Genomic DNA, 26,071 nt, shown 5'->3' on the forward strand with positions numbered 1-26,071 from the left:
TGAAACAGTGCACGACCCCAGGACGGACCTTGCGGCCGGGTGCACCGGATCGCTCACACTATCCGCCCAGTTCAGCGTCAAGCGACGCCGGTGACAAATTCCTCTGCCTACAACTGGGCAATACGCCTCATTTCCTGGAGGGAAGTTCGGCGTCTTGATGTGCGCATTACCCACAGGTGTGTTCGGCGGCGGTGTTCCCGTGGAAGGTGGGCGCGGGGGCGGGATCGCCCTTGCCGTCCGGCGCCGAGGCCCCCGACGGCTGGTTCCGGGCCACCGCCACGGGCCGGTCGGTCCGCAGCCGCGCGAACAGCTTCTCGGCCTCCGGCTCCACGAGTTGATCACGATTGGCGTCGTAGACGTACGATTCCCTCGGAACGGTCAGGAACTGCACCCGTTCGGTGGGGATGTCGCGCAGCCCGCGCACCAACTGGTACAAGCCGCGCAGACTGGCCAGTTCCGGATCGGTGGTCAGCGAGGAGGTCGCGGCGTCCAGCACCGGGTACAGCTTCACCGGGTTCAGCAGGACGTCGTTGCTCCGCATCTTGTCGACGAGCGCGGCGAGGAACCGCTGCTGGCGCTCCATGCGTTCGGTGTCGCTGCCGTCGCCGAGCGACTTGCGGGCCCGCACGTACCCGAGCGCCTGCTCGCCGTCGAGCATGACCTTCCCCGCGGGCAGCTTCAGCTTGGCCGCCTTGTCGTCGATGGGCTCCTTCAGGCAGACCCGCACCCCGTCGACGGCGTCCACCATCTCCTTGAACCCGCTGAAGTCCACGACCACGTGATGGTTGATCCGAATGCCCGTCAGCTTCTCGACGGTCCGGATCGTGCACCCCGAACCGCCCACCTGGAAGGCGTGGTTGAACATCGCGAACACCGGCTCGCTGCGGGTGCCGTCGGACTGCCGGCAGCCGGGGACGTCCACCATCAGGTCCCGCGGCAGCGACACGGCGGTGGCGCTGCGCCGGTTCGCGGCCAGATGCAGCAGGATCGTGGTGTCCGAACGCTCGGTGCCCAGATCCCGCCCGTACCGCGCGTTCCCGTCCCCGGACCGCGTGTCGGATCCGATCAGCAGGATGTTCTGGGCGCCCCGCACCAGCGCGGTCGGCCGCTCGGCCTCGTACTGGGCCAGTTCCCTGGCGGCCGCGTCGTCCGCGGTGATGTTCGCGCTGAGCTTGGCGTACAGGGCCCAGCCGGTCCCGGCGGCCGCCACCACGAGCACGCCCAGCCCGAGCGCCGTCCCCTTCACCGACCGCCGCCTGCGCCGCCGCCGAAGCCCTTCCCCGGTGGCCGAGGCCCCGGGACCGGGACCGAGGGCCTTGCCTGCGGAGTCGGTCACGGGCGGGGCACCCCCTCAAGGCGTACGAGCGTCACGTCCTGCTCCTACGAGCGTGGCGGGGAGGGGGAGCGCGAGCGCCCTTTGTTACTCCACTCGGGGGACCTGCGGCTCCCCGCCAGGCCGACGACTTCTACCGCCGCAGCGCGCTCACCCGCTCACTGTCGATCCGCTTGGCGAGAGCGTCCTCGTCCAGCCGGTCCAGATGCCGGCAGAGCACCACGGACCCCCCGACGGCCAACGGCGCGTACAAGCCCGCGGCGACCCCTTCCCAGGTGTCGTACGAGAGCCCCGAGAGCAGCCTCGCGCCGGGCCCCGCCAGATCCAGCGCGGGCGCCTCGGCCAGGGCCCGCTCGACCACCTCCGCCCCGCTGAACTCCCGCCCGGCGACGATCAGCGCGGGCTCCTCGGGATCCACCGGAGCAAGCGGCGCGAACCGGTCGCCCTGGCCGGGCACCTCGACGGCGTAGTCGAGGAACCCGTCCGGGGCCTGCGAAAAACGCCCGCCCAACGGCCGCAGCGCGAGAGCGACCCGCTCCCCGCGGCAGGCCCGCGCGGCGTCCAGCGTGTCCGGCCCGCTGACGACGGCATCCGCGGCGGCCGGATCCCCGCCGAGATCCGCCAGCACGCCCACGGACGAACAGGCCAGCAGCCACACCGCCGTCTGCCAGTGCGCGGGCAGCAGCAGCGCGAGGCGGTCGCCGGGCTCGGCCGCGAGGTCGCCCTGGAGGAGGTTCGCGGTCTTGGCCACCCAATTGGCGAAGGTGGCCACGGACAGTTCGACGCGTTCGCCCGTGGCGTCGTCGTAGAAGGTCACCAGCGGGCGGCCGGGGTCCGCGGCGAGCGCGGAAGCCAGCAGGTCGGCAGGGGTGCGATCGGTGGCGTTCATCCGGAAAAGGGTACGCGCGGGCCGGTGTGCGCGGCGTGCGCCGGTGCCACCGGTTCGGCGGAACGACTGTCGGCGGTCCGTCAGTTCACCGATGGACATATTTGTACGGCTATGTTCAAGATCAGAAGCATGCGTGGATTCCTGACTTCCTCGATCGGCGCCACATGCGCCACGGCTCTCGCACTCCCGCTGACCCTGCCCGCGACCAACGCGAGTGCCGCGACCGCGACCCCGACAGCTGCGACCGAAGTGACCGCGATCCCCGGAAGCACCCGCTCGCTGCCCCTCGCCCCCCTCTCCGCCGAGCGCGTCCTCGGCACCGCCCCGCTGCAGGGGCTCCACCGGCCGGGCGGAGAGCACTTCTCCCTCGTCGGAGTCGTCTGGGACGACCCGGACACCCGACTGCACGGACGGGTCCAGGTGCGCACCCGCTCGGCCGCGACGGGAGCGTGGTCCGGCTGGCAGGACGTCGAGACGCACAACGCCGACCACGGCGCCGACCCGGGCACGGCGGAACGGGGCGCGCGGCGGGTGCGCGGAGCCACCGCGCCGCTGTGGGTGGGCGCCTCGCAGGGCGTGGACGTCCGGGTCCGCGCCGACGGCACGGGCCGGGACGGCCGCACGGGCAGGCCGCGGCCACCGCGGTCGTCACTGCCCTCGGGGCTGCGCCTGCAGCTCGTCGACCCCGGCGACGAGGCGCCGCCCGAGGGCGCGCCGCTCAGAGGGGCGCCGGCCGACCAGCCCCACACCGATCTGGACACGGACGCGGCACGCGCGGCCTCGACCGCCAACACCGACATCGCCCGCTACGGAGCCCTGGACATCCCGGCGCTGGGCAAGCGGGCCACCGAGCAGGAACTCACCCGCCTCAGGGGCCCGGTGAAGGGCAAGCCGCACATCGGGGCGCGCCCGCGGATCGTCACACGGCGCGGCTGGGGCGCGGACGAGGCGGTGCGCTCGGGCGGGTTCGTCTACTCGAAGAAGATCAAGGCCGTCTTCGTGCACCACACGGCCTCCGGCAACAACTACACCTGCTCCGAAGCCCCCTCCGTCATCCGCAGTATCTACCGCTACCACGTCGACAGCATGGGCTGGCGCGACATCGGCTACAACTTCCTCGTCGACAAGTGCGGAACCATCTACGAGGGCCGGGCCGGCGGCGTGGCGAAGGCGGTCCTCGGCGCGCACACCCTCGGCTTCAACAACAGCAGCACGGGCATCGCCGTGATCGGCACGTACGGCACGGCGAAGCCGCCCAAGGCCGCGGTGACGGCGCTCTCCAGGCTCGCCGCGTGGAAGCTCGGGCTCTACGGCGTCAATCCACGCGGAAAGACATATCTCACGTCGGCCGGTGGCAACCTCTACGCCAAAGGTAAGAAGGTACGACTGAACGTGATCTCCGGCCATCAGGACGGATACGCCACCGAGTGCCCCGGCGAACGGCTTTATGCCAAGCTCGGTACGGCCCGTTCCGGCGCGGCGCGCTACCAGGGGCGCTGAGCGAGCGGGGGCGCGCGTTCGGTGCCGTCGTCGGGGGGCCCGTCGGTCTCACACCGTCCTCATACCGATCTCGCGGGAAACCGCGCGGTCGTCAAGGGTGCCGCCGCTACGGTCTGCATACACTGACCGGCCGAAACGAGTGAAACGAGAAGTTCGGCCGGTCCCGGCAGGAAGCAGAGACGACAGGTGACAGAAGCGATCCTCCTGGTCGGCGGCAAAGGCACCCGGCTGCGTCCGCTCACGGTGCACACGCCCAAGCCCATGGTCCCCGCCGCCGGGGTGCCTTTCCTCACGCACCAGCTGGCGCGCGCCAAGGCCGCCGGCGTGGACCACATCGTCCTCGCCACCAGCTATCTGGCCGAGGTCTTCGAGCCGTACTTCGGCGACGGCTCCGCACTCGGCCTGCACATCGAGTACGTGACGGAGGAGGAACCGCTCGGCACGGGCGGTGCCATCCGCAACGTCGCCTCGCGCCTGCACTCCGGCCCCGACGACCCGGTGCTGATCTTCAACGGCGACATCCTGACCGGCCTGGACATCGGGTCCCTGGTGGCCACCCACGAGTCCACGGGCGCGGACGTCTCCCTCCACCTGACGAAGGTGACGGATCCGCGGGCCTACGGCCTGGTCCCCACGGACGCGTCCGGCAGGGTGCTGGCCTTCCTGGAGAAGCCGCAGACGCCCGAGGAGATCGTCACCGACCAGATCAACGCGGGGGCGTACGTCTTCCGCCGCTCGGTCATCGACACGATCCCGCTGGGCAGGCCGGTGTCGGTGGAGCGCGAGACGTTCCCGGACCTGCTGTCGGCCGGCGCCCACCTCCAGGGCCTGGTCGACTCCACGTACTGGCTGGACCTCGGCACCCCGGCGGCGTTCGTCCGCGGCTCGGCCGACCTGGTCCTCGGGCGCGCCCCGTCCCCGGCCGTCCCCGGCCGCTGCGGCGACCGCCTGATCCTGCCCACGGCCACCGTGGCGGCGGACGCCAAGCTGACGGGCGGCACCGTGGTGGGCGAGGGTGCGTTCGTGGCCGAGGGCGCGCGGGTCTTCGGCTCGACCATCCTCCCCGGCGCCGTCATCGAACCCGGCGCCGTCATCACCGACTCCCTCATCGGCACGGGGGCCCGCGTGGGCGAGCGCACGGTCCTCACCGGCACGGTCATCGGGGACGGCGCGGTCATCGGCGCCGACAACGAACTGCGCGAGGGAGTACGCGTGTGGTGCGACGCCCGCATCCCGGCGGGGGCGCTCCGCTTCTCCTCCGACCAGTGAGCGGGAGGGGGATGGGGGCCGGCCACGGGGGCCGCGCCCCCAGGCCCCCATCGGGCGACCTCCCATCGGGCCGGGGGTCCTGCGGTACTCCGTCTGCGGCCGGACGGCGCCTGCTCGCGCGGCTCCCCGCGCGCCTCGGGGACTGAGGTCCCGTCGGGTTCAGAGCAACCCGATGTCCACCCGAGGCATCTTCGGCACCCGCCGAGCGGGCACCTGGCCACTGAGCAGGATCAGCCGCGCCGCCCGGTGCCGCTGCCCCGCGTACGGCTCCAGCAGGCGCAGCATCGCCGCGTCGTCGGCATCACGGTCCCCCGCCAACGCCCACCCCACGATCCCCGGCAGATGCAGGTCCCCGACCGTCACCGCATCCGCCGCCCCATGACTGCGCTGCACGACCTCCGCCGACGTCCAGGGCCCGACCCCCGGCACGACCTCCAGGCGCGCCTGCGCCTCCCGCGCCGGCATCCCCGTCGCCTGCTCCAGCCGCGCAGCGACCCGCACGGACCGCAAAATCGTGGACGCCCGCTTGTCGTCGACCCCGGCCCGGTGCCACTCCCAGGAGGGAATCAGCGCCCAGGCACGCGGCGTCGGCATCACGAACATCGGCCGCTCGCCCGCCCCCGCGGGCCCCGGCGCCGGCTCCCCGAACCCGCGCACCAGCAGCCGCCACGCCCGGTACGCCTCCTCGGTCGTGACCTTCTGCTCCAGCACCGACGGAATCAGCGACTCCAGCACCAGCCCGGTCCGGGTCAGCCTGAGCCCCGGCCGCCGATGCCGCGAGAGCGCCACCACCCGGTGCCGGGGCACGAACGCCTCCGGTTCGTCGGCCGCGCCGAGCCACTCGGGCAACTGGTCCAGCAGCCACTCCGCCCCGGGCCCCCACGCCGCGCCGAGCACCTCACCGCCGTCCGCCCGTACCCGCAGCGTGCCCGGTCCGGCAGGCGTACGGCAGGTCCGCCACACGGATCCGTCCGCGGTGGTCCGGAAGGTGGGGTCGGCGGGTCCGCGGCGCAGCGGTCCGAGCACCAGCCCCAGATCGAGCGGTCCGTCCGGCACCCATCGCCGCGTCCGCGCGGGCGTCGCCGCCTGCCGCGGCATCCCGGCGCTCCCGCTCGCGGGCACGCCGACATGGCCCCCGCGCACGGTCGTACGCGTGGGCCGTCCGGCGAAACGTCCTGCCACGAAGAATCCCGGGATGCAGTGAGAGACCGACGAGAGCTACGAGCCTAGGCCAGGGGGCAGGGACCAGGGGCCCGGTCCGGGGTAGTCAGGGCCGGCGGAAGCCAGGCCGGACAAGGCCGAGCCCGAGACCAGCCGCAGCCGCCCCGGCTGACCCGGTCCCCACCGACCGCCGGCGCCCGGCTCACGGTCGGAGCGTCACCGCACCTCGACGAACGCCCCCGCGTCCCGCTCCGGCCGTGGTCCCGGCTCCCCGGCCGGATGCCCGACCGCCACCGCACCCATCGGCTCCCAGTCCGCGGGCAGCGCGAGCACCTCGCGCACCACGTCCCGGCAGAACATCGTGGACGACACCCACGCCGAGCCCAGCCGCTCCCCGGCCAGCGCCACCAGCAGGTTCTGCACGCCGGCGCCCATCGCGACGACGAACATCTCCCGCTCGGCACCGTCGCGCCGCGCGTCCCCGTAGTGGTGCGAGCCGTCCATGACGAGGCAGGGCACGACCAGATACGGCGCACGCCGCAGCACGTCCCCGCGCCGCACCCGCTTCGCGACGGACTCCTCGCTCTTGCCGTCACGGCGCAGGTCGGCGATCCAGGCGTCCCGCATCGCGTCCAGCAGCCGGGTCCGGGACTCCTCCGTCTCCAGCAGCACGAACCGCCACGGCGTGGTGTGATGCGGGGCGGGCGCGGTCAGCGCCGCCGCGACCGCGCGCCGTACCGCGCCCGGGTCCACCGGCTGGTCGGTGAAGGCCCGGACCGTACGCCGCTGGGTCACCGCCTCCCGGACCGCCTCGGACGTGCCGAGCCGGAACATGTCGTCCCGCGCGGTGCGCACCAGTGCCCGCGCGCCCTCGCCGTCCTGCGGGTCCAGCACATGGGGCAGGCCGCGCACCACGGCGACCGGACGCCCGGCCGCCTTGCCCTTGACGAGGTCGCCGGCGGCGGCCAGTTCGTCCGCCGTGGCGACGATCGTCGCACCGAGCGGATTGCCGTGCGCGTCCGTGCCCCCGCGCAGATCGTCCAGCACGCGCACCCCGGCGGCACCGATCGCCACGTCCGTGAGCCCCGAGCGCCAGGGCCGTCCGAAGGTGTCGGTGACGATCACACCCACGTCGACACCGAGAGCGGCGCGCAGGCCGTCGCGGATCGCACGCGCGGACGCGTCCGGGTCCTCGGGCAGCAACAGCACGGTCCCGGCGGGGGTGTTGGAGGCGTCGACCCCGGCGGCGGCCATGACCAGGCCCTGCCGGTTCTCCACGATGCGCAGCGTGCCGCGCCGGGCGACGACGCGGACCGTCTCGTCGTCGATGGCCGCCTCCCGGTCGTCCGCCATGACGACCCGGCCCTCGGCCTTGGAGACGATCTTGGAGGTGACGATCAGCACGTCCCCGTCGGCCAGCCCCGGCTCGGCGGCGGCGATCAGCTTGGCGAGGTCGTCGCCCGGCTGCACCTCGGGGATGCCGCACAGGGCCCGGACCATGTACTCCGGGCGGTACTCCGGGTGGTCCCCGCTCACGCTCCCCGCACCTCCTCGGCCAGCGTCAGCGCCTCGCGCGCCATCTGCGCGCTCGCGTCGAGGTCGGTCATCATCAGCGGTACGGCCCGGCAGCGGATCCCGTCGGACTCGACCCGCTCCACGGCGGCCGCGTCCACGGTGTCGACCAGCCAGCCGTCCAGCAGGCCGGAGCCGTAGTGCTCGGCGACGGCGGCGGCCGTGGACTCCACGCCGACCGCGGCGAGCACCTTGTCGGCCATGCCGCGCACCGGGGCGTCCCCGACGATGGGGGACAGGCCGATCACGGGCACGCCCGCGTCCGCGATCGCCTCCCGGACGCCGGGGACGGCGAGGATGGTGCCGATGGACACGACCGGGTTGGACGGCGGGAAGAGGATGACGTCCGCCTCGGCGATGGCCTCCAGCACGCCGGGCGCCGGTTTGGCCTGTTCGGCGCCGACCGGCACGATCGCCTCCGCCGGGACCGAGGCGCGCAGCCGGACCCAGTACTCCTGGAAGTGGACCGCCTTGCGCTCGCCGTCGACCTCCACGGCGACATGCGTCTCCACGCGGTCGTCGGTCATCGGGATCAGCTTGACCCCCGGCTTCCAGCGGTCGCACAGTGCCTCGGTGACGGTGCTGAGCGGATAGCCCGCGCCGAGCATCTGAGTGCGCACGATGTGCGTCGCGAAGTCACGGTCGCCGAGGCCGAACCAGTCGGGCCCGACCCCGTAGGCCGTCAGTTCCTCCTTGAGGTGGAAGGTCTCGTCGGCCCGTCCCCAGCCCTGCTCCTCGTTGATGCCGCCGCCCAGCGTGTACATCACCGTGTCGAGGTCCGGGCAGACCTTCAGCCCGAAGAGGTGGATGTCGTCGCCGGTGTTGCCGATCACCGTGATCTCCGCGTCCGGCACGGCCCGCTTCAGACCGCGCAGGAAACGGGCACCGCCGATGCCGCCTGCCAGAACCACAATGCGCATGAGGACCAGTCTTGCAGGCGGGTACGACAACGCGTCAGGCAGTCACCGGACGCGGACGCATCGGGTTTCAGGCAGTCACCGCGCGCGGCCCGGTGCGCGCCTCGCAGTGCGGGGAGGTGTGCATGGGCATCTCGGTGAGGCCCGGGTGGTACACGTGCAGGCTGACCGCCGGCTCCAGCGCGTCGTTGACGACCTCGTGGGCGTACCCCGGCGCGAACACCCGCTGCGCCCCCGCCGTCAGCGCGCGCGTGGCGCGTTCCGTGCGCTCGGTCAGGGCGCCCTCCAGGACGGTGAGGACACCGGAGGAGCGGCCGTGGTCGTGCAGCCCGCTGCCCTGCCCCGGCACCCAGCTCAGCAGCCACACCTCGTAGCCGGGGCCGGTGCGCAGCCGGTGGTACCAGCGGGTGGTCGCGTCGTAGCGGACGAGGTGCGCCCACTGGGAGCGGTCGGCGGCGATCGAGCGGGCGAGGCCCACGAACTCGGCAACGGTGGCCGGGTGCTCACGCGGCGGCTGGAGCAGGTGCGGGACTTCGAGGATGTCGCCGGCGATCTGGAGGTCGTTGTCGCTGTTCATCGGGTGCGTGGTTCCTCGGCGGGGGAGCGGAACAGTGGGGCCCGGAAGGGAGGGTTCTACGAAGGTGGGAGCGACCGAGCCGACTGGAAGGACTCGGCGACAGCTGGAGCGGCAGCAGGGCTCAACAGCTGGAACAGCGACAACAGCTACAGCGGGACCGGGCAGCACCGTGGAACCCGGCGGTGCGGGTCGAGGTGAGTGCCGGATTCGCGAGCATGCCCCCAAGGACACCGGCTCACACCTGCGCTGTCAACTCGGCGACCGGTATGTGGGACACGCTTCACCTCTTCCGGTTCATCTCTCAGGCGAAAGGTTTGTTCACGCGGCCCCGGGGACACATGGCGCACATCCGGGCGCTCGGGCCTCGTGCAACGCGATCGAACGCGGAGACGTCCTTCTTCGTACAGAGGTCTGTACGGGTTCCGACCGGTCCCGGGGGTCTCGCCTGCGTGCCGAGGTTTATGGCGATTTGAACACTTTCCGCATGGCCTTGGTTCCGCAGAGTGAATAACGGGCCCAATAGCAGATCTCGGCTTGACTCGCCCGGAGCAGCACACTTGTAATTTCACTCGTGTCGTTCAGCCGAAATCGGTAACGGCAACGCACGGGGACGCGAAAGACAGACGAGGGGCGCACATGACCGAGCTGGTGCAGCAACTGCTGGTCGACGACGCGGACGAGGAACTCGGCTGGCAGGAGCGCGCGCTGTGCGCCCAGACCGACCCCGAGTCCTTCTTCCCCGAGAAGGGCGGCTCCACCAGAGAGGCGAAGAAGGTCTGCCTCGCCTGCGAGGTCCGCTCCGAGTGCCTCGAGTACGCCCTCGCCAACGACGAGCGGTTCGGCATCTGGGGCGGTCTGTCCGAGCGGGAGCGCCGCCGCCTGAAGAAGGCCGCCGTCTGACCGCACGACCAGCGGTCCTTCGACCACACATCCACACCAAAACGTCACGAACGGCCCGTCGCCGGTGGGTTATCCACAGGCGGCGGGCCGTCGCCATGGTCAGCCGATAGTGTGGTCGCTCGTCCGAGACGCCCCGCTGCCCCCTCGCCCCCCGAGGGAGCGCAGGCGTCCACCGCAGTCCATCGAACCGGGGCCCGTACCTCGATGTCCGTGCACAGCCATACGGCAGCCCAAGACGCGGCTGCCACAGCGGCGTTTGACCCGTCCCGCCCGGCGGCGTTCGACCCGGCCCGTTCGGCGGCGTTCGACCCGTCCCGCCCGCCCGAGTTCCCGCGTCATGTGGTGACCGCGGTCCTCGTCTCCCACGACGGTGCCCGCTGGCTGCCCGACGCCCTCGCCGGCCTGCTCGAGCAGGAGCGCCCCGTGCAGTACGCGGTGGCCGCCGACACCGGCAGTGCGGACGACTCCGCCCGGCTGCTCACCGACGCCCTCGGCGACGCGGGCGTCCTGCACCTCGCCCGCCGCACCGGCTTCGGCCAGGCCGTCGAGGAGGCGAGCCGCACCGCCCCGGTCCTCACCCCGGACGAGCTGCCGTATCTCAAGCGCCCGAGCGGCTGGGACCCCGTCACCCGCTCCTGGCGCGACGACGCCTACGACCTGCCCGAACTGCCGCACGGCGAGCCCGTCCAGTGGCTCTGGCTGCTGCACGACGACTGCGCCCCCGCCCCCGACGCCCTCGCCGAACTGCTGCGCGTCGTCGACAACGAACTGGAGCTGGGCCGCGACGACGTCGCGGTCGTCGGCCCCAAACTGCGCGGCTGGTACGACCGCCGGCAGCTGCTGGAGGTCGGGGTCTCCATCGCCAACTCCGGCCGCCGCTGGACCGGCCTGGACCGCCGCGAGCAGGACCAGGGCCAGCACGACCACGTCCGTACCGTGCTGTCCGTCTCCACCGCCGGCATGCTCGTCCGGCGCGATGTCTTCGAGCGGCTCGGCGGCTTCGACCGCCGGCTGCCCCTGATGCGCGACGACGTCGACCTGTGCTGGCGCGCCCACGCCGCCGGCCACCGCGTCCTGATCGCCCCCGACGCCGTCGTACGGCACGCCGAGGCCGCCTCCCGCGAGCGCCGCACCGTCGACTGCGCAGGCCGCACCGCCGCCTCCCCGCACAAGGTCGACAAAGCGGGTGCCGTCTACACCCTCCTCGTCAACACCCGCGGCGCGGTGCTGCCCTGGGTGCTGCTGCGGCTCGTCCTCGGCACCGTCCTGAGGACCGTCGCCTACCTCGTCGGCAAGGTGCCCGGCCAGGCCGTCGACGAGATCCGCGGCCTGCTCAGCACCCTGCTGCGCCCCGAGCGGATCATCGCCGCACGCCGCCGCCGCGGCCCCGCGCAGATCGACAAGGCCGAACTGCGCCAGCTCTTCCCACCCCCCGGCGCCACCGTCCGCGCCACGGTGGAACAGCTCGCCGCCAACTTCACCAGCGGCTCCGAGACCGAGACCGCCTCGGCCGGCCGGCACGGCGGCGCGGTGGAGTCCGGACCCGGCGGCGACGACGCCGAGTTCCTGCAGATCGAGCAGTTCGCCCGGCTCAAGCGGATCGCCCGCAAGCCCGGCCCCGTGCTCTTCCTCGCGCTGCTGCTCATCTCCCTGACCGCCTGCCGCGCCCTGCTCGGCAGCGGCGCGCTCGCGGGCGGCGCCCTGCTGCCCGCCCCGGCCGGCGCCGGCGAGCTGTGGTCCCGCTTCGCCGACTCCTGGCATCCGGTCGGCGCGGGCGGCACCCCGTCCGCACCGCCCTACCTCGCGATCGTCGCCGCCCTCGCCGCGATCCTGTTCGGCTCGACCGGACTCGCCGTCACCGCCTTGCTGGTCGCCTCGGTACCGCTCGCCGGATTCACCGCCTACTTCGCCTCCCGGCCGCTCGTCACCTCACGGCTGCTGCGCGCCTGGGTGGCCATCGCCTACGCCTTCCTGCCCGCCACCACCGGCGCCCTGGCCGGCGGCCGCATCGGCACCGCCGTCCTCGCCGTGCTGCTGCCGCTCATCGCGCGCGCCGGCATCGCCGCGAGCGGCCTCGCGAACCGCTCGGGCGCGCGCGGCAGTTGGCGCGCCACCTGGGCGTACGCCCTGCTGCTCACCCTCACCACGGCCTTCACGCCGATCGTGTGGCCCATCGCGCTGCTGCTCGGCGTCGGCGTGCTCGTCCTGCGCCGCGGCGACCTCGTCGCCCGCGTCCTGCGCCTCCTCGCCCAGCTCGGCACCCCGCTGCTGGTCCTCGCCCCCTGGTCGCTGACCCTGCTCCCGACCGGCTTCTTCAAGGAAGCCGGCCTGGCGTACGGCAGCTCGGCGGCCTCCGCGCAGGACCTGCTCGGCGCCAGCCCCGGCGGCCCCGGCACCGTGCAGGGCCTGATGCTGATCGGCATCGTCCTCGCCGCCCTCGCCGCGCTCCTGCGCTCCGAGCGGCAGCTGGGCATCCGCACCGCCTGGGCGGTCGCCCTGGTGGGCCTCGTCTTCGCCGTCCTGTCCAACAGGTCCGCCTGGGCCGGACCGGCCACCCTCGTCTACGGCATCGCCCTGCTGGCCGCCGCCGCCCTCGGCGCCGACGGCGCACGCGCGCGTGTGGCCGAGCAGAGCTTCGGCTGGCGCCAGCCCGTCGCCGCCCTGATCGCCCTCGCCTGCGCCGTGGGCCCGCTGGTGGTCGCCGCCGGCTGGATGATCCGCGGCGCCGACAGCCCCCTCGAGCGCCGGGATCCGACCCAGGTGCCCGCGTTCGTCGCCGAGGACTCCACGACCGGCGACCGGGCCCGCACCCTGATCCTGGGCAGCGACTCCACCGCACGCGTGCGCTACAGCCTGGTCCGCGGCTCCGGCGCCCGCATGGGCGACGCCGAAGCCGGCGCCGCCGACGGCGAGAACACCCGGCTGGACAAGGTCGTCGCCAACCTCGTCGCCGGCTCCGGCGCCGACCAGGCCGACGAACTCGGCGGCTTCGCCGTCCGCTACGTCCTCGTCCACAAGGGCGCGCCCCGCGACATCACCCGCGTCCTCGACACCACCCCCGGCCTGACCCGGCTCAGCCAGCAGAACGGCAGCGCCCTGTGGCGGGTCGACCAGGAGGTCTCCCGCGCCACCATCGTCCCCGCCGGCGGCTCGGGCACCGCCCAGCCGGTCACCGCGGGACCGGTGGAGATCCACACGACCGTCCCGTCCGGCGCGGACGGCCGTGTCCTGCGCCTCGCCGACACCGCCTCCGCCGGCTGGACGGCCACCCTGGACGGCAAGCCGCTCACCCGCACCACGGTCGACGGCTGGGCCCAGGGCTTCCAACTGCCCGCCGCCGGCGGAAAGCTCGACGTCACCTACGACGACCCGATCACCCACACCGGCTGGCTGTGGGCCCAGGGCGCGCTCGCCGTCGTCCTGATCGTCCTCGCCCTGCCCGGCCGTCGCCGCGACGTCGACGACGACCTGCCCGAGGAGGAGCCGCAGCCCGCCCAGCCCGTCGCGGGCGAGGGCCGCCGCGCCCGCCGGCTGCGCGCGCAGGCCGAGGAGCAGGCCGCCGACGAGCAGCCCGCCGCACCCTCGCCGCCGGCGGACCCCCCGGCCGCCGTACCCCACCAGCACTCCTACGACGAGTTCGACGAGGCCTCCTACGCGAACTCCGGATACGCGGACTACGGAACCGACCAGTACCAGACCGGCGGCCAGTACCAGCCCTCCGGCTACGACCAGCAGGCGTACCCGGCCGCCGACCCGTACCAGACGGGCCACTACGACCCGTACGCCTACGGCGGCACGGCCGACCAGATGCCGTACGACCCGACGGCCTACCAACAGGGCTACGACCCGGCGTACGACCCCGCCCAGCAGGGTTACGACCCGGCTCAGCAGGGCTACGACCCGGCCCAGCACCCCCACGGCACCGGCAGCGAGCGCCCCGACGGGAGCCAGCAGTGAACCGCACCACCCTGTCCCTGATCGCCGCCACCACCGCGCTGGCCGCCGTCACGGCGTTCGCCGCGCTGGACGGCCCGTCCGCGTCCGGGGCCGCCGCGCCCGAGGCGGCCGCGCATCTCCCGGTGCAGCGCACGAGCCTGCTGTGCCCGGCGCCGAGCATCTCGGACATCGCCGACACGTCCTACACGTCGTTCACGCCCGTCACCCAGGGCGCGGCGAGCACCGGCACGGCCCAACTCCGTTCGGCCGACGAGCAGTCGGTGGACGGCACGGACAACTCCCAGACCGGCAAGGGCTCCAAGGGCTCCAAGGGTGCGAAGAAGACGGCGGACAAGCCGGTGCTCACCCCGAAGGCACCGGGCACCCCGGTCACCGGCGACAGCTCCGGCGCCGACACACCCGCGCTCATCGGCACCGCCGACGGGAAGTTCGCGCCCGGCTGGACCCTGCAGGAGACCACCGAGGTCGCCGCCGGCACCGGCCGCGGGCTGCTGGGCGTCAGCTGCACGGCCGCGGACACCGAGTTCTGGTTCCCGGGAGCCAGCACGGCGGCCAGCCGCACCGACTACGTCCATCTGACGAACCCCGACGACTCCGCCGCGGTCGTCGACATCGAGCTGTACGGCAAGGACGGCGCGATCAAGTCCCCGCTCGGGGAGAACCTCACGGTCCCGCCGCACGCGAGCAAGCCGATCCTGCTCTCCACGCTCACCGACGAACGGCAGCCCGACCTGACCGTGCACGTCACCGTGCGCAGCGGCCGGGTCGGCGCGTCCGTGCAGGCCCTGGACGACAAGGCGGGCGGGGACTGGCTGGCGGCGTCCGCCGACCCGGCCGGCAGCCTGGTCCTGCCCGGCATCCCCAAGGACGCCACCGACGTCCGGCTGATCGCCTTCACGCCCGGCGGCGACGACGCCGACCTCAAGGTCCGCCTGGCCTCACCGGACGGTCCGATCACCCCGGCGGGCAACGAGACCCTGCATGTGAAGTCGGGCATGACGACCACGGCCGACCTCGGTGACGTGACCCGCGGTGAGGCGGGCTCCCTGGTCCTGACCCCCACGGACCAGTCGGTCCCGGTGGTCGCGGCACTGCAGGTCGTCCGGGGCAAGGGCGACCAGCAGGAGACGGCCTTCATCCCCGCCACCGCCCCCGTCGGCACGCGCGCGACCTCGGCCGACAACAGCGCCAAGGGCACGACCCTCGCCCTGGCGGCACCCACGGCCACGGCCACGGTCAAGGTCACCGCCTCGGCGGGCAGCGAGGGCGGCACCGCGACGACGAAGACGTACACCATCAAGTCCGGCACCACCGAGAACGTCCCGGTCCCCGTCCCCTCCGGTCTCAAGGGCACATACGCCCTCACCGTCGAACCGGTCTCCGGCGGCCCGGTCTACGCCTCCCGCACCCTCGCCGCCACGGAATCAGGAGTCCCCGGCTTCACCATCCAGACCCTTCCCGACGACCGCGGCATGGTGGCGGTACCTGACGCGACCGAGGACCTGTCGGTGCTGCAGAAGTAGCGCGCGGTCGGGAGTCGGGCCGCGCGGGCGGCTGCGGAACCGCGGCGGCCCGCGCGCGGCTCCCCGCGACCGGAGAGGGCGCCGTCACGGCGCCGGCGAAACACCCCGGCCTGCGCCCGGCAGGCCCTACGGCAGGCCCTAGTCCTCCCCGTACCGCGGATCCACCGTCTCCGGAGTCAGCCCGAGCAACTCCGCCACCTGCTCCACGACCACCTCGTGCACCAGCGCGGCCCGCTCGTCCCGCCCCTTCGTCCGGATCTCCACCGGCCGCCGATAGACGACCACCCGCGCCCGCCGCCCGTCCTGCGCGGTCACGATCCCGCCCAACGGCACGGCCTCGTCATTCCACGCCTGCTCACCCGGCCCTTCCAGGCGGGGCACCTCCAGCACGAGGAAGTCGATGTCGGCCAGCTGCGGCCACCGCCGCTCAAGACGCTCCACGGAGTCCTGCACCAGGTCCGCGAACGCATCGGCACGGCTGGCCGCCAGCGGCACCTGCGGGGGTGCGATCGGTCCGCGCATGCCCCGCCCGTGGCGATCACGGCGACGGGGCCCGGGGCCGGTGGCACGGGGCGGTACACGGTTGTCCATCACTGGGGAAGCGTAGTCCCCGCACGCTCCGCCCGCCCGGCCCCACACGGCGTCGGCCCCCGCCCCCCGCACCAACCGGCCACTTCCCTCCACCCCTGCCGGCAGCGCTCCCTTGCGCCGATCGGCCCGCCGCCGATCGGCTCCACTTCACACCGATCGGCGCTCTCCGCTCCCTGTCGCAGGATGACCGTTCCGGACAACGTCTGGCTCGTTTCCGTAACCCTCCAAGACCGCCGAACTCAAGGCAATTGACGGTGTTTGTACTGACTCATGACCGTATCGAGTCGCGCCCAAAACCCGCCCAGGACCCGTCCATGCAGGTCAACGAGGCTTCCCCGAAGGAGTGTGTGGGGTGTTTCACAGCACGACACAGTGGAGTGACGTGAGGGAGAGTCGTCGCGGCCCGCTCAAGAGTGCGGTACCGTCCAACGTCGTGAGCCCTGTACGTCGCTGTTCGCGCACCGCCTGCGGCCGACCCGCCGTCGCGACGCTGACGTACGTCTACGCCGACTCGACCGCGGTCCTCGGCCCGCTCGCCACCTACGCCGAGCCGCACTGCTACGACCTGTGCGCCGAGCACTCCGAACGCCTCACCGCCCCCCGCGGCTGGGAGGTCGTCCGCCTCCTCGACGGCTCCGCTCCCGCGCGGCCCAGCGGAGACGATCTGGAAGCGCTCGCCAACGCCGTGCGCGAGGCGGCCCGCCCCCAGGAGCGCGCGGCCGGGGCCGGCGGCGGGGGAGCCCGGGCGGCAGACCCCATGGAGGTCGCCCGCCGCGGCCACCTGCGGGTCCTGCGCTCACCGGACAACTGAGCCCGCCCTCGACCCCGCGGCCGCGGTGACGACTGGGCATCCACATGGTGTCCGCACACCTCCCCCTTACTCCCGACGGGTAGTTTGTGGGCACCCATAGGACTTTCAGGAGGGTTGGCCGTGACTGCTGATCTGTCGCAGATCGTGAAGGCGTACGACGTGCGCGGAGTGGTTCCGGATCAGTGGGACGAGTCACTGGCCGGGCTCTTCGGCGCCGCCTTCGCAGAGGTGACGGGTGCGGCGGCGATCGTCGTCGGCCATGACATGCGGCCCTCGTCCCCGGGCCTGACCCGCGCCTTCGCGCGCGGCGCGGCGGAGCAGGGCGTGGACGTCACCGAGATCGGCCTGTGCTCCACGGACCAGCTGTACTACGCCTCGGGCGCGCTGAACCTGCCCGGCGCCATGTTCACGGCCTCCCACAACCCGGCCCAGTACAACGGCATCAAGATGTGCCGCGCGGGCGCCGCCCCGGTCGGCCAGGACACCGGCCTCGCGCAGATCCGCGAACTGGTCGAGCGATGGCTGGAGTCGGGCGCCCCCGCACCGGCCGCCCGGCCGGGAACCCTGTCCCGGCGCGAGACGTTGAACGACTACGCGGCACACCTGCGCACCCTGGTCGACCTGACCGCCATCCGCCCGCTGAAGGTCGTGGTCGACGCCGGCAACGGCATGGGCGGCCACACGGTCCCCACGGTCTTCGCCGGCCTGCCCCTGACCCTCGTCCCGATGTACTTCGAACTGGACGGCACCTTCCCGAACCACGAGGCCAACCCCCTGGACCCGGCCAACCTCGTGGACCTGCAGAAGCGGGTCCCTGCGGAGGGCGCCGACCTCGGCATCGCCTTCGACGGCGACGCCGACCGCTGCTTCGTCGTGGACGAGCACGGCGACCCGGTCTCCCCGTCCGCGGTCACCGCGCTGGTCGCCGCGCGCGAACTCGCCCGCCACGGCGGCAAGGGCACGATCATCCACAACCTGATCACGTCGCGCACGGTCCCCGAGGTCGTGAAGGAGCACGGCGGCACCCCGGTCCGCACCCGCGTCGGCCACTCCTTCATCAAGGCCGAGATGGCCCGCTCCGGCGCGATCTTCGGCGGCGAGCACTCCGCGCACTACTACTTCAAGGACTTCTGGAACGCCGACACGGGCATGCTGGCCGCCCTGCACGTCCTGGCCGCCCTCGGCACCCAGGACGGCCCGCTCTCCGCCCTCGTCGCCCAGTACGACCGCTACACCGGCTCCGGGGAGATCAACTCCACCGTCGCCGACCAGTCCGCCCGCCTCGCCGCGATCCGCTCCGCGTACGAGGGCCGCGCCGACGTCACCCTGGACGACCTCGACGGCCTCACGGTCGCCGCCCCCGACTGGTGGTTCAACGTCCGCCCCTCCAACACCGAGCCCCTCCTGCGCCTGAACGCCGAGGCGAAGGACGAGGCGACGATGGTGAAGATCAGGGACGAGGCCCTGGCGATCATCAGGGCCTGACCTCCACGCCCACCCCTGCGGCGGCCGGCCCCAAGCCTCACGGCCCCGAGCCCCACGGCCCCAAGGCCTGCCGCCGCAGCCCCGCCCGGCCTCCTCCCTCCCCGGTCGGTACCCGCAGCCCAGCTCAGCCGGTCCAGCAGCGGTACGCTGACCAGCGGCCAAAGAAACATCCGCCCTCGAAGGGACACCCCATGCCGCTCGAAGCCGGCCTCCTGGAGATCCTCGCCTGCCCGGCCTGCCACGCATCCCTCAAGGAGCAGGACACCGAGCTGATCTGCACAGGCCAGGACTGCGGCCTCGCCTACCCGGTCCGCGACGACATCCCGGTCCTCCTCGTGGACGAGGCCCGCCGCCCCGAGTGACGAGGTCCGTCCGCTCGTAGGGCCCTCGTGGACCCCTCGTAGCGAAAACGGCGCCCACCGCGTGGCGAAGAGGCGCCCACCCCCTGGAAGGCTCCGCACAGGATCCCCGGCGACCGGAGGCTGCGCCCATGCTGGACGAATCGCTGCTCGACACCCCGGAGGGCCTCGCGGCGGCCGACCGCCGAGGCCTGCTGCGCGGCGCCGCCGAGGCCGGGGCCCGCGTCCGCACCGCCGCCCGGCACGCCGTGGAGGCCGGCATCGGCGACCTCAAGCCCGACGGCCGCCCCCGCGCCGTCCTCATCGCGGGCCCCGGCGCCGCGGCCGCCCACACCGCCGACCTCCTCGGCACCCTGGCCGGCGTCGGCAGCCCCGTGGTCCGTCTGGCCCCGGCCGGCGTCGCCCCGGCCGCCGGAGCCCTGCGCTGGGAACTCCCGGGCTGGGCCGGCTCCGTCGACCTGCTGCTGATCGCCACCCCGGACGGCACCGAGCCGAGCCTCTCCCTCCTCGCCGACCAGGCCTACCGCCGCGGCTGCTCGCTGGTCGCCGTGGCCCCGCCGCACACCCCGCTCGCCGATGCGGTGGCCGGCGCCCACGGCCTGTTCGTGCCGATGGCGACAGCGCCGTACGACCAGGAGGAACCGCTCGCCGCGTCCTCCCCTGGCGTCTTCTGGGCGCTGCTCACCCCGCTGCTGGCGCTGCTGGACCGCACCGGGCTGCTCGGGGCCCCGCCGGACGCCCTGGAGAAGGTCGCCGACCGCCTGGACCAGATCGCCGAGCGCTGCGGCCCCGCCATCGCGACCTACAGCAACCCGGCCAAGACCCTCGCCGCCGAACTCGCCGACGCACTTCCCGTGGTGTGGACGGAGGGACCCGCGGCGGGCCCCGCCGGGCGCCGCTTCTGCGCCGCCCTCGCCGAGCTGGCCGGCCGCCCCGCGCTCGTCGCCGAACTCCCCGAGGCGCTCGCCGCGCACAGTGCCCTGCTGGCCGGCCCGCTGGCCGCGAGCGCCGACCCCGACGACTTCTTCCGCGACCGTGTGGAGGAGTCGCCCGCGCTGCACGCGCGCGTAGTGCTGCTGCGCGATCGCCCGAGCGGCGGCCTCACCGCCGCCCCCACCGCCCGTGACCTGGCCCTCAGCCACGACACGCCGATCAGCGAACTGGAACCGGAGGAGGGCGGCGAACTGGAGACGCTCGCGGAACTGATCGCCGTCACGGATTTCGCCGCTGTTTACCTGGCGCTCGCTTCGGGGGCCTGATCTGGTCACAGGCCGGATCCCCGCGCCCACCACCAGCACGCGACCGGCGCCGCTGCCGGCACCGGCAGCGCAGCCGTACGTACGGAGACAGAGAAGACACATGGACCGCCTCGACAACACCGTTCGCCCCTACGCCTGGGGTTCGCCCACCGCCATCCCGCACCTCCTCGGCGTCGAGCCGACCGGTGAACCGCAGGCGGAGATGTGGATGGGCGCGCATCCGGGCGCCCCCTCGCGCACCGAGCGCGGGACGCTCGTCGAGGTCGTCGACGCGAACCCGGAGGCGGAGCTGGGCAAGGCGGCCGTGGCGAAGTTCGGTCCGCACCTGCCCTTCCTCCTCAAGATCCTCGCCGCCGGCGCGCCCCTCTCCCTCCAGGTGCACCCCGACCTGGAGCAGGCCAAGGAGGGTTACGCCGACGAGGAGCGCCGCGGCATCCCGGTCGACGCCCCGCACCGCAACTACAAGGACGCCAACCACAAGCCCGAACTGATCTGCGCGCTCACCGAGTTCGACGGCCTGTGCGGCTTCCGGGACCCGGTCCAGGCCGCCGACCTGCTCGCCGGGCTCGGCGTCGACCGCCTCAAGCCGTACGTCGACCTGCTGCACGCCCACCCCGAGGACGCCGCCCTGCGCGAGGTCCTCACCGCGATCCTCACCGCCGACCCGGAGGAGATGGCGGGCACGGTCGCCGAGGCCACCGCCGCCGCCACCCGCCTCGGCGGCGACTACGCCCCCTACGCCGACCTCGCCCACCACTACCCGGGCGACCCCGGCGTCATCGCGGCCATGCTGCTGAACCACGTCCGTCTGCAGCCCGGCGAGGCCCTGTTCCTCGGCGCCGGCATCCCGCACGCGTACCTGAACGGCCTCGGCGTCGAGATCATGGCCAACTCCGACAACGTCCTGCGCTGCGGCCTGACCCCCAAGCACGTCGACGTCCCCGAACTCCTGCGCGTAGTCCGCTTCGAGGCGAGCGACCCGGGCGTGCTGCGCCCCGAGGCCTCCCCGGACGGCGAGGAGGTCTACGACACGCCGATCGACGAGTTCCGCCTGTCCCGGTACGTCCTCCCCGAGGGCGGCACCGCCCACGACCTCACCCTCGACACCCCGCAGATCCTGCTCTGCACGGCCGGGGCCGTCCACGCCGGCGAGTACGAGCTGAGCCCGGGTCAGTCGGTCTTCGTCCCGGCCGACGAGAAGGCGGAGATCTCGGGCGCGGGCACCGTCTTCCGCGCCACCGTGGTCGCATGACCCGGGCTGTGGACAGTCCGTGGATCATATGACCGGGGTTGTGGACACCTGACGCGCCGGAGCTCGGCCGGGCTGCGACAATGGCCCACCGACCAAGGCCGGGCAACACCGGGCACAGGCCTGGCCGGCGTGGGCGTGCGGGGACGTACGAGGGCGACAGAGGCGAAGGGACAACGCGGACACATGAGCGCGTCAGGCGGTACGAAGGCGATCGTGGCGGCACTCGGCGCCAACCTGGCGATCGCGGTGTCGAAGTTCGTGGCGTTCGCGTTCAGCGGCTCCTCCTCGATGCTCGCCGAGGGCGTCCACTCGCTCGCCGACTCCGGCAACCAGTTCCTGCTGCTCATCGGCGGCAAGAAGGCCCAGCGCGAAGCCACCCCGCAACACCCCTTCGGCTACGGCCGCGAGCGGTTCATCTACGCCTTCCTGGTCTCGATCGTCCTGTTCTCCATCGGCGGCATGTTCGCCGTCTACGAGGGCTACGAGAAGATCAGCCACCCCCACGAACTGGAGAACTGGTACTGGCCGGTGGGCGTCCTCGTCTTCGCGGTCGTCGCCGAGGGCTTCTCCTTCCGCACGGCCATCAAGGAGTCCAACGAACTGCGCGGCAGACTGTCCTGGGCGCAGTTCATCCGCCGCGCCAAGGCCCCCGAGCTGCCCGTCGTCCTGCTGGAGGACTTCGGCGCGCTCATCGGTCTGGTCCTCGCCCTGCTCGGCGTCGGCCTCGCGGTGCTCACCGGCGACGGCGTCTGGGACGGCATCGGCACCCTCTGCATCGGTGTCCTGCTCGTCTGCATCGCCCTGGTCCTGGCCTCCGAGACCAAGTCGCTGCTCCTCGGCGAGGCCGCGGGCGTCGAGGAGGTCAAGAAGATCGAGGCGGCGATCGTCGACGGCGACACCGTCACCGGCGTCATCCACATGCGCACACTGCACCTCGGCCCCGAGGAGCTGCTGATCGCCGCCAAGATCGCCGTGCAGCACGACGACACGGCCATCGAGGTCGCGAACGCCATCAATGCGGCCGAGGCCCGCATCCGCGCCGCCGTCCCGATCGCCCGCGTCATCTACCTCGAACCGGACATCTACAGCGAGGCCGAGGCCGCCAAGGGTCCCGACCCGGAGGCGACCCCGGGCGGCCCGAACCCGCACGCGACGGGGCACTGAGCACCGCCATCGCAGGATCCGTACCGCGGACCGCGGTGAGAGGCCCGGCACCGACGGGCTCTCTCCCCGTAGGACGGTATGGGCCCGGGGCCACGGGCCCATACGCCTCCCGTCAGTTCACGCGACCTCGGCGAGCACGTCGAGGACCGCACGCTCGTCCGGCGCCGCCAGCAGTCGCTCCCGGAACCCCGGATCCATCAGCTTGCGGGAGAGCAGCGCAAGGATCCGCAGATGCTCGTCGCCCGCGGCCGACTCCGGTACGGCGATCATGAAGACCAGCCGGGCCTTCGTACCGTCCAGCGAACCCCACTCCACGCCCTCGGCGGACCGCGCGAACCCGACGACCGGCGCGGTCACCGCGTCCGTCTTGGCGTGCGGGATCGCGATCTCCTCACCGAGCCCGGTCGTCCCCTGCTCCTCGCGCCGCAGCGCGGTCGCCACCAACTCGTCCAGATCGGCGACCCGCCCGCTACGACCGAGCAGCTCAGCCATCTCCCGTATCGCTGCGTCCTTGTCGCGGGCGGCGAGGGCGACCCGCACCGTGCGCGCGGTGAGATGGCCGGAGAGCACGTCGGGCCGACCGTCCTCAGCCGCCGTCTCCCGGTCCGCCGAGACGAGCACCGACGTCGAAGCCTCCGCCGTCGCCTGCTCGGGCACGCCGACCGGGGCCGCCGTACGCGCACGCTCCGCCGACACCTCCGCACCCGCCGCCGACACCTCCTCATCCGACGGCACGTCCGCTCCCGCCGACGACGAGGACCCCGCACCCGGGGCACCCGCATCCGACGACGGCTGCCGCACCTGAGGTGCGGGCGGGAACCCGGACCCCACCACTCCAGTGCCCGCACCCGCGAGCGCGGGCACCGCACCCGCACGCCCCCGACGCCCGCTCACGTCGACCAGCGCCACGGTCGCCAGCGCAGTGACCACCGAACCGATCACCACGGCGACGAAGAACATCGGCACCCCGCTCACCGCGCCCAGCACCGCCACGATCGGCCCCCCGTGCGGCACCGCGTCCTTCACCCCGGCCAGTCCCGCGACCGCGCCGGCCACCGCGCCACCGAGCATGTTCGCCGGAATGACCTGCGCCGGCCGTGCCGCCGCGAACGGAATCGCACCCTCCGAGATACCGAAGCAGCCCATGAACAGCGCCGCCAGCCCCGTCTCCCGCTCCTGCTGGGTGTACAGCCGTCGACGGATCAGCGTGGCCAGACCCTGCCCCAGCGGCATCACAGGGATCGCGGCCGCACACATGCCCATCACCGTCTGGTTGCCGCTCGCGATGAGCCCGGCGCCGAACAGGAACGCCGTCTTGTTGACCGGCCCGCCCATGTCGAAGGCGATCATCAGCCCGAGAATCGCGCCGAGCAGGATCGCGCTGGTCCCCGTCATCCCGCCGAGCCAGCTCGTCAGGTGCTCGAACACCCACGAGATCGGCTTGCCGATGACGTAGATGAAGAACAGCCCGAGCGCCGTCGTCGCCACGATCGGGATCACGATGATCGGCATGATCGGCTGCACGAACTTCGGCACCCGGACCTTCTTGATCCACAGCACCAGATACCCGGCGAGGAAGCCGGTCACGATCGCGCCGATGAAGCCCGCGCCCGCCTTGGAGTCGTACAGCGTGCCCGTGTTGGCGATCCAGCCACCGATCATGCCCGGCACCAGCGCCGGCCGGTCGGCTATCGCATAGGCGATGTAGCCGGACAGGATCGGGATCATCAGCTGGAAGCCGATCCCGCCGATCGCGTTGACGTGCGCCCAGAAGGTGCCGTCGGGGATCACATAGCCCTTGGACGTCGCATGCCCGCCGAGTGCGAGCGAGACCGCGATCAGCAGACCGCCGACGACCACGAACGGGATCATGTACGACACGCCGTTCATCAGCGCCTTGTACACCGGCCCCCGCTCCCTGCCACCACCCGCGGCAGTGTCCGCCGGGCCGGCGGCAGGCCCGTCCGACGCGTGCACGGGCGCCGACCGCACCCGCTCGATCAGCTGCTCGGGATGGTGGATGCCCTCGGCCACCCCGACCTTCAGCACACGCTTGCCGGCGAAACGGCTCAGGTCGACGTCCTTGTCAGCGGCGACGATGACGCCGTCCGCCTCTCTGACATCGTTGTCATCCAGGACGTTCTCGGCCCCGATGGACCCCTGAGTCTCCACCTTCATCGCGATGCCGCGGCTCGCGGCGGCCTGCGCGAGCTTCTCCGCCGCCATGTACGTGTGCGCGATGCCGGTCGGGCAGGCGGTCACCGCCAGCAGCTTCACCTGCCGCCGCTCGTCATCGCGGCCACCCGTGGAGGGAGGGCCGGCCGGACTGGTCACGTCGATCTCCTAACGCCTTCGTCGCACGAGGTCCCGTTCCGGACACCTCACGAGCGGAGCCGGACAGCCCCGGTTCCCCTGCATCCTGCACCACCCCGCCCCCGGCCCCAAGGTGCGAAGGTCCCCGTTCACACCGGTCTGTGGGCACCTGTTCCCCGGATTCCGTGCCCCCGCCGGCCGCCCTTCTGCCCGCGCCCCGCACCTCGAAAACGCCCCCTGCCCGGCTCGAACCATGCGGAGGCGGACTGGGGCCGACCGGGCCGACCGGTGTAGCTTGGGACGGAGCCAGACGTCGCTGCTGATGGCGGTCGGGCGGTCCCAGTGCGGGCCGGCCGAGGGAGAGAGGGCCTCCGACGGACTGCGCTGCGCGTATGTGGGCATGCCCGTGTCCTCTTCTCGGGCACTCCTATGTCCGCCGCCGCGCAGACCAGCCGTACCCACCCTCGACCCGATTCCGAGGAGCAGTTCGCAATGACGACTGTCGAGAACCGACAGGACTTCAAGGTCGCCGACCTCTCCCTGGCCGAGTTCGGCCGCAAGGAGATCACGCTCGCCGAGCACGAGATGCCGGGCCTGATGGCGATCCGCAAGGAGTACGCCGAGGCCCGGCCGCTGGTCGGCGCCCGTGTCACCGGCTCGCTGCACATGACCGTGCAGACGGCCGTCCTGATCGAGACCCTGGTCGCCCTGGGCGCCAAGGTCCGCTGGGCCTCGTGCAACATCTTCTCCACCCAGGACCACGCGGCCGCCGCCATCGCCGTCGGCCCGAACGGCACGCCGGACAGCCCGCAGGGCGTCCCGGTCTTCGCCTGGAAGGGCGAGACCCTCGAGGAGTACTGGTGGTGCACGGAGCAGGCGCTGACCTGGCCGGACAGCCCCACCGGTGGCCCGAACATGATCCTGGACGACGGCGGTGACGCCACCCTCCTCGTTCACAAGGGCGTCGAGTACGAGAAGGACGGCAAGGTCCCCGGTCTGGAGACCGCCGAGTCCGACGAGCACCGCGTCATCCTCCAGCTGCTGCACCGCACCCTGGGCGAGACCCCCCGGAAGTGGACGCAGCTCGCCTCCGAGATCCGTGGTGTGACGGAGGAGACCACGACGGGTGTCCACCGTCTGTACGAGATGCAGCGTGACGGTGTTCTTCTCTTCCCGGCGATCAATGTCAACGACGCGGTGACGAAGTCGAAGTTCGACAACAAGTACGGCTGCCGGCAT

General features: G+C 72.8%; 20 protein-coding genes. 12 read left to right on the plus strand and 8 right to left on the minus strand.

From position 1 onward, the window contains the following. Positions 1 to 166: 166 nt before the first annotated feature. Together AQI95_RS12680 and AQI95_RS12685 are read right to left on the minus strand one after the other, a co-directional pair. Complete coding sequence (locus AQI95_RS12680; protein WP_067121456.1) at positions 167 to 1,336, minus strand: LCP family protein; 1,170 nt, start codon at positions 1,334 to 1,336, stop codon at positions 167 to 169. A 130-nt stretch (positions 1,337 to 1,466) separates the two neighbouring features. Beyond that, positions 1,467 to 2,222 carry a TIGR03089 family protein gene (locus AQI95_RS12685; protein ID WP_067121625.1) on the minus strand — a complete coding sequence of 252 codons (756 nt, stop codon included), beginning with the start codon at positions 2,220 to 2,222 and terminating at the stop codon, positions 1,467 to 1,469. Positions 2,223 to 2,333: 111 nt separating this feature from the next. On the opposite strand from AQI95_RS12685, the gene AQI95_RS12690 reads away from it, so the two are divergent. Continuing rightward, positions 2,334 to 3,722: a peptidoglycan recognition protein family protein gene (locus tag AQI95_RS12690; protein WP_067121458.1), complete on the plus strand. Its 1,389-nt coding sequence runs from the start codon at positions 2,334 to 2,336 to the stop codon at positions 3,720 to 3,722. Positions 3,723 to 3,908: 186 nt separating this feature from the next. Continuing rightward, the gene (manB, locus tag AQI95_RS12695) at positions 3,909 to 4,991 is read left to right on the plus strand and encodes a mannose-1-phosphate guanylyltransferase (RefSeq protein ID WP_067121460.1); all 1,083 of its coding nucleotides are present in this window, start codon (positions 3,909 to 3,911) and stop codon (positions 4,989 to 4,991) included. A 159-nt stretch (positions 4,992 to 5,150) separates the two neighbouring features. On the opposite strand, the gene AQI95_RS12700 is transcribed toward manB, so the two are convergent. The 4 genes from AQI95_RS12700 to AQI95_RS12715 all read right to left on the minus strand — a co-directional run bounded on the left by AQI95_RS12700 (position 5,151) and on the right by AQI95_RS12715 (position 9,218). Next, a complete protein-coding gene (locus tag AQI95_RS12700) occupies positions 5,151 to 6,173 on the minus strand; it encodes a DNA-3-methyladenine glycosylase family protein (protein WP_208614151.1) in 1,023 nt (340 codons plus the stop codon). 195 nt (positions 6,174 to 6,368) lie between these two features. After that, on the minus strand, positions 6,369 to 7,652 hold the full coding sequence (locus AQI95_RS12705) for a coenzyme F420-0:L-glutamate ligase (RefSeq protein WP_067121629.1): 1,284 nt from the start codon (positions 7,650 to 7,652) through the stop codon (positions 6,369 to 6,371). A gap of 32 nt (positions 7,653 to 7,684) precedes the next feature. Further along, a complete protein-coding gene (gene cofD, locus AQI95_RS12710; RefSeq protein WP_067121462.1) occupies positions 7,685 to 8,644 on the minus strand; it encodes a 2-phospho-L-lactate transferase in 960 nt (319 codons plus the stop codon). Positions 8,645 to 8,711: 67 nt separating this feature from the next. Beyond that, positions 8,712 to 9,218, minus strand: a complete 507-nt coding sequence (locus AQI95_RS12715; protein WP_067121464.1) for a cysteine dioxygenase — start codon at positions 9,216 to 9,218, stop codon at positions 8,712 to 8,714. 636 nt (positions 9,219 to 9,854) lie between these two features. Between AQI95_RS12715 and AQI95_RS12720 the strand changes: the two genes are divergently transcribed. The 3 genes from AQI95_RS12720 to AQI95_RS12730 all read left to right on the plus strand — a co-directional run bounded on the left by AQI95_RS12720 (position 9,855) and on the right by AQI95_RS12730 (position 15,598). Then, positions 9,855 to 10,118: a WhiB family transcriptional regulator gene (locus tag AQI95_RS12720; protein ID WP_003975777.1), complete on the plus strand. Its 264-nt coding sequence runs from the start codon at positions 9,855 to 9,857 to the stop codon at positions 10,116 to 10,118. A gap of 204 nt (positions 10,119 to 10,322) precedes the next feature. Continuing rightward, positions 10,323 to 14,075 carry a glycosyltransferase gene (locus AQI95_RS12725; RefSeq protein WP_107121612.1) on the plus strand — a complete coding sequence of 1,251 codons (3,753 nt, stop codon included), beginning with the start codon at positions 10,323 to 10,325 and terminating at the stop codon, positions 14,073 to 14,075. Further along, complete coding sequence (locus AQI95_RS12730; protein WP_067121468.1) at positions 14,072 to 15,598, plus strand: DUF5719 family protein; 1,527 nt, start codon at positions 14,072 to 14,074, stop codon at positions 15,596 to 15,598. The genes AQI95_RS12725 and AQI95_RS12730 overlap by 4 nt, the downstream gene beginning before the upstream one ends. A 138-nt stretch (positions 15,599 to 15,736) precedes the next feature. Here AQI95_RS12730 and AQI95_RS12735 read toward each other — a convergent pair whose 3' ends face one another. Continuing rightward, positions 15,737 to 16,189, minus strand: coding sequence for a metallopeptidase family protein (locus AQI95_RS12735; RefSeq protein WP_107121613.1), 453 nt, complete (start codon positions 16,187 to 16,189; stop codon positions 15,737 to 15,739). A gap of 433 nt (positions 16,190 to 16,622) precedes the next feature. Between AQI95_RS12735 and AQI95_RS12740 the strand changes: the two genes are divergently transcribed. From AQI95_RS12740 to AQI95_RS12760, 6 genes are all read left to right on the plus strand, one after another. Further along, positions 16,623 to 17,000 carry a DUF3499 domain-containing protein gene (locus AQI95_RS12740; protein ID WP_062154068.1) on the plus strand — a complete coding sequence of 126 codons (378 nt, stop codon included), beginning with the start codon at positions 16,623 to 16,625 and terminating at the stop codon, positions 16,998 to 17,000. A 120-nt stretch (positions 17,001 to 17,120) separates the two neighbouring features. After that, positions 17,121 to 18,485 (plus strand): phosphomannomutase/phosphoglucomutase, encoded by a 1,365-nt coding sequence (locus AQI95_RS12745; protein WP_067121472.1) that lies wholly within the window; start codon positions 17,121 to 17,123, stop codon positions 18,483 to 18,485. A 191-nt stretch (positions 18,486 to 18,676) separates the two neighbouring features. Continuing rightward, on the plus strand, positions 18,677 to 18,847 hold the full coding sequence (locus tag AQI95_RS46460) for a Trm112 family protein (RefSeq protein ID WP_107121614.1): 171 nt from the start codon (positions 18,677 to 18,679) through the stop codon (positions 18,845 to 18,847). A 128-nt stretch (positions 18,848 to 18,975) separates the two neighbouring features. Then, on the plus strand, positions 18,976 to 20,103 hold the full coding sequence (locus tag AQI95_RS12750) for an SIS domain-containing protein (RefSeq protein ID WP_067121474.1): 1,128 nt from the start codon (positions 18,976 to 18,978) through the stop codon (positions 20,101 to 20,103). A gap of 100 nt (positions 20,104 to 20,203) precedes the next feature. Further along, complete coding sequence (gene manA / locus AQI95_RS12755; protein WP_067121476.1) at positions 20,204 to 21,355, plus strand: mannose-6-phosphate isomerase, class I; 1,152 nt, start codon at positions 20,204 to 20,206, stop codon at positions 21,353 to 21,355. Positions 21,356 to 21,538: 183 nt separating this feature from the next. Further along, positions 21,539 to 22,519, plus strand: coding sequence for a cation diffusion facilitator family transporter (locus tag AQI95_RS12760; RefSeq protein WP_067121478.1), 981 nt, complete (start codon positions 21,539 to 21,541; stop codon positions 22,517 to 22,519). A gap of 117 nt (positions 22,520 to 22,636) precedes the next feature. Here AQI95_RS12760 and AQI95_RS12765 read toward each other — a convergent pair whose 3' ends face one another. Then, complete coding sequence (locus AQI95_RS12765; RefSeq protein ID WP_067121480.1) at positions 22,637 to 24,853, minus strand: fructose-specific PTS transporter subunit EIIC; 2,217 nt, start codon at positions 24,851 to 24,853, stop codon at positions 22,637 to 22,639. Positions 24,854 to 25,324: 471 nt separating this feature from the next. Here AQI95_RS12765 and AQI95_RS12770 point away from each other — a divergent pair. Next, a partial coding sequence (locus AQI95_RS12770) for an adenosylhomocysteinase (RefSeq protein WP_079071225.1) occupies positions 25,325 to 26,071 on the plus strand: 747 nt, incomplete at its 3' end.

It is taken from the genome of Streptomyces yokosukanensis, assembly GCF_001514035.1.
Lineage (GTDB): Bacteria > Actinomycetota > Actinomycetes > Streptomycetales > Streptomycetaceae > Streptomyces > Streptomyces yokosukanensis.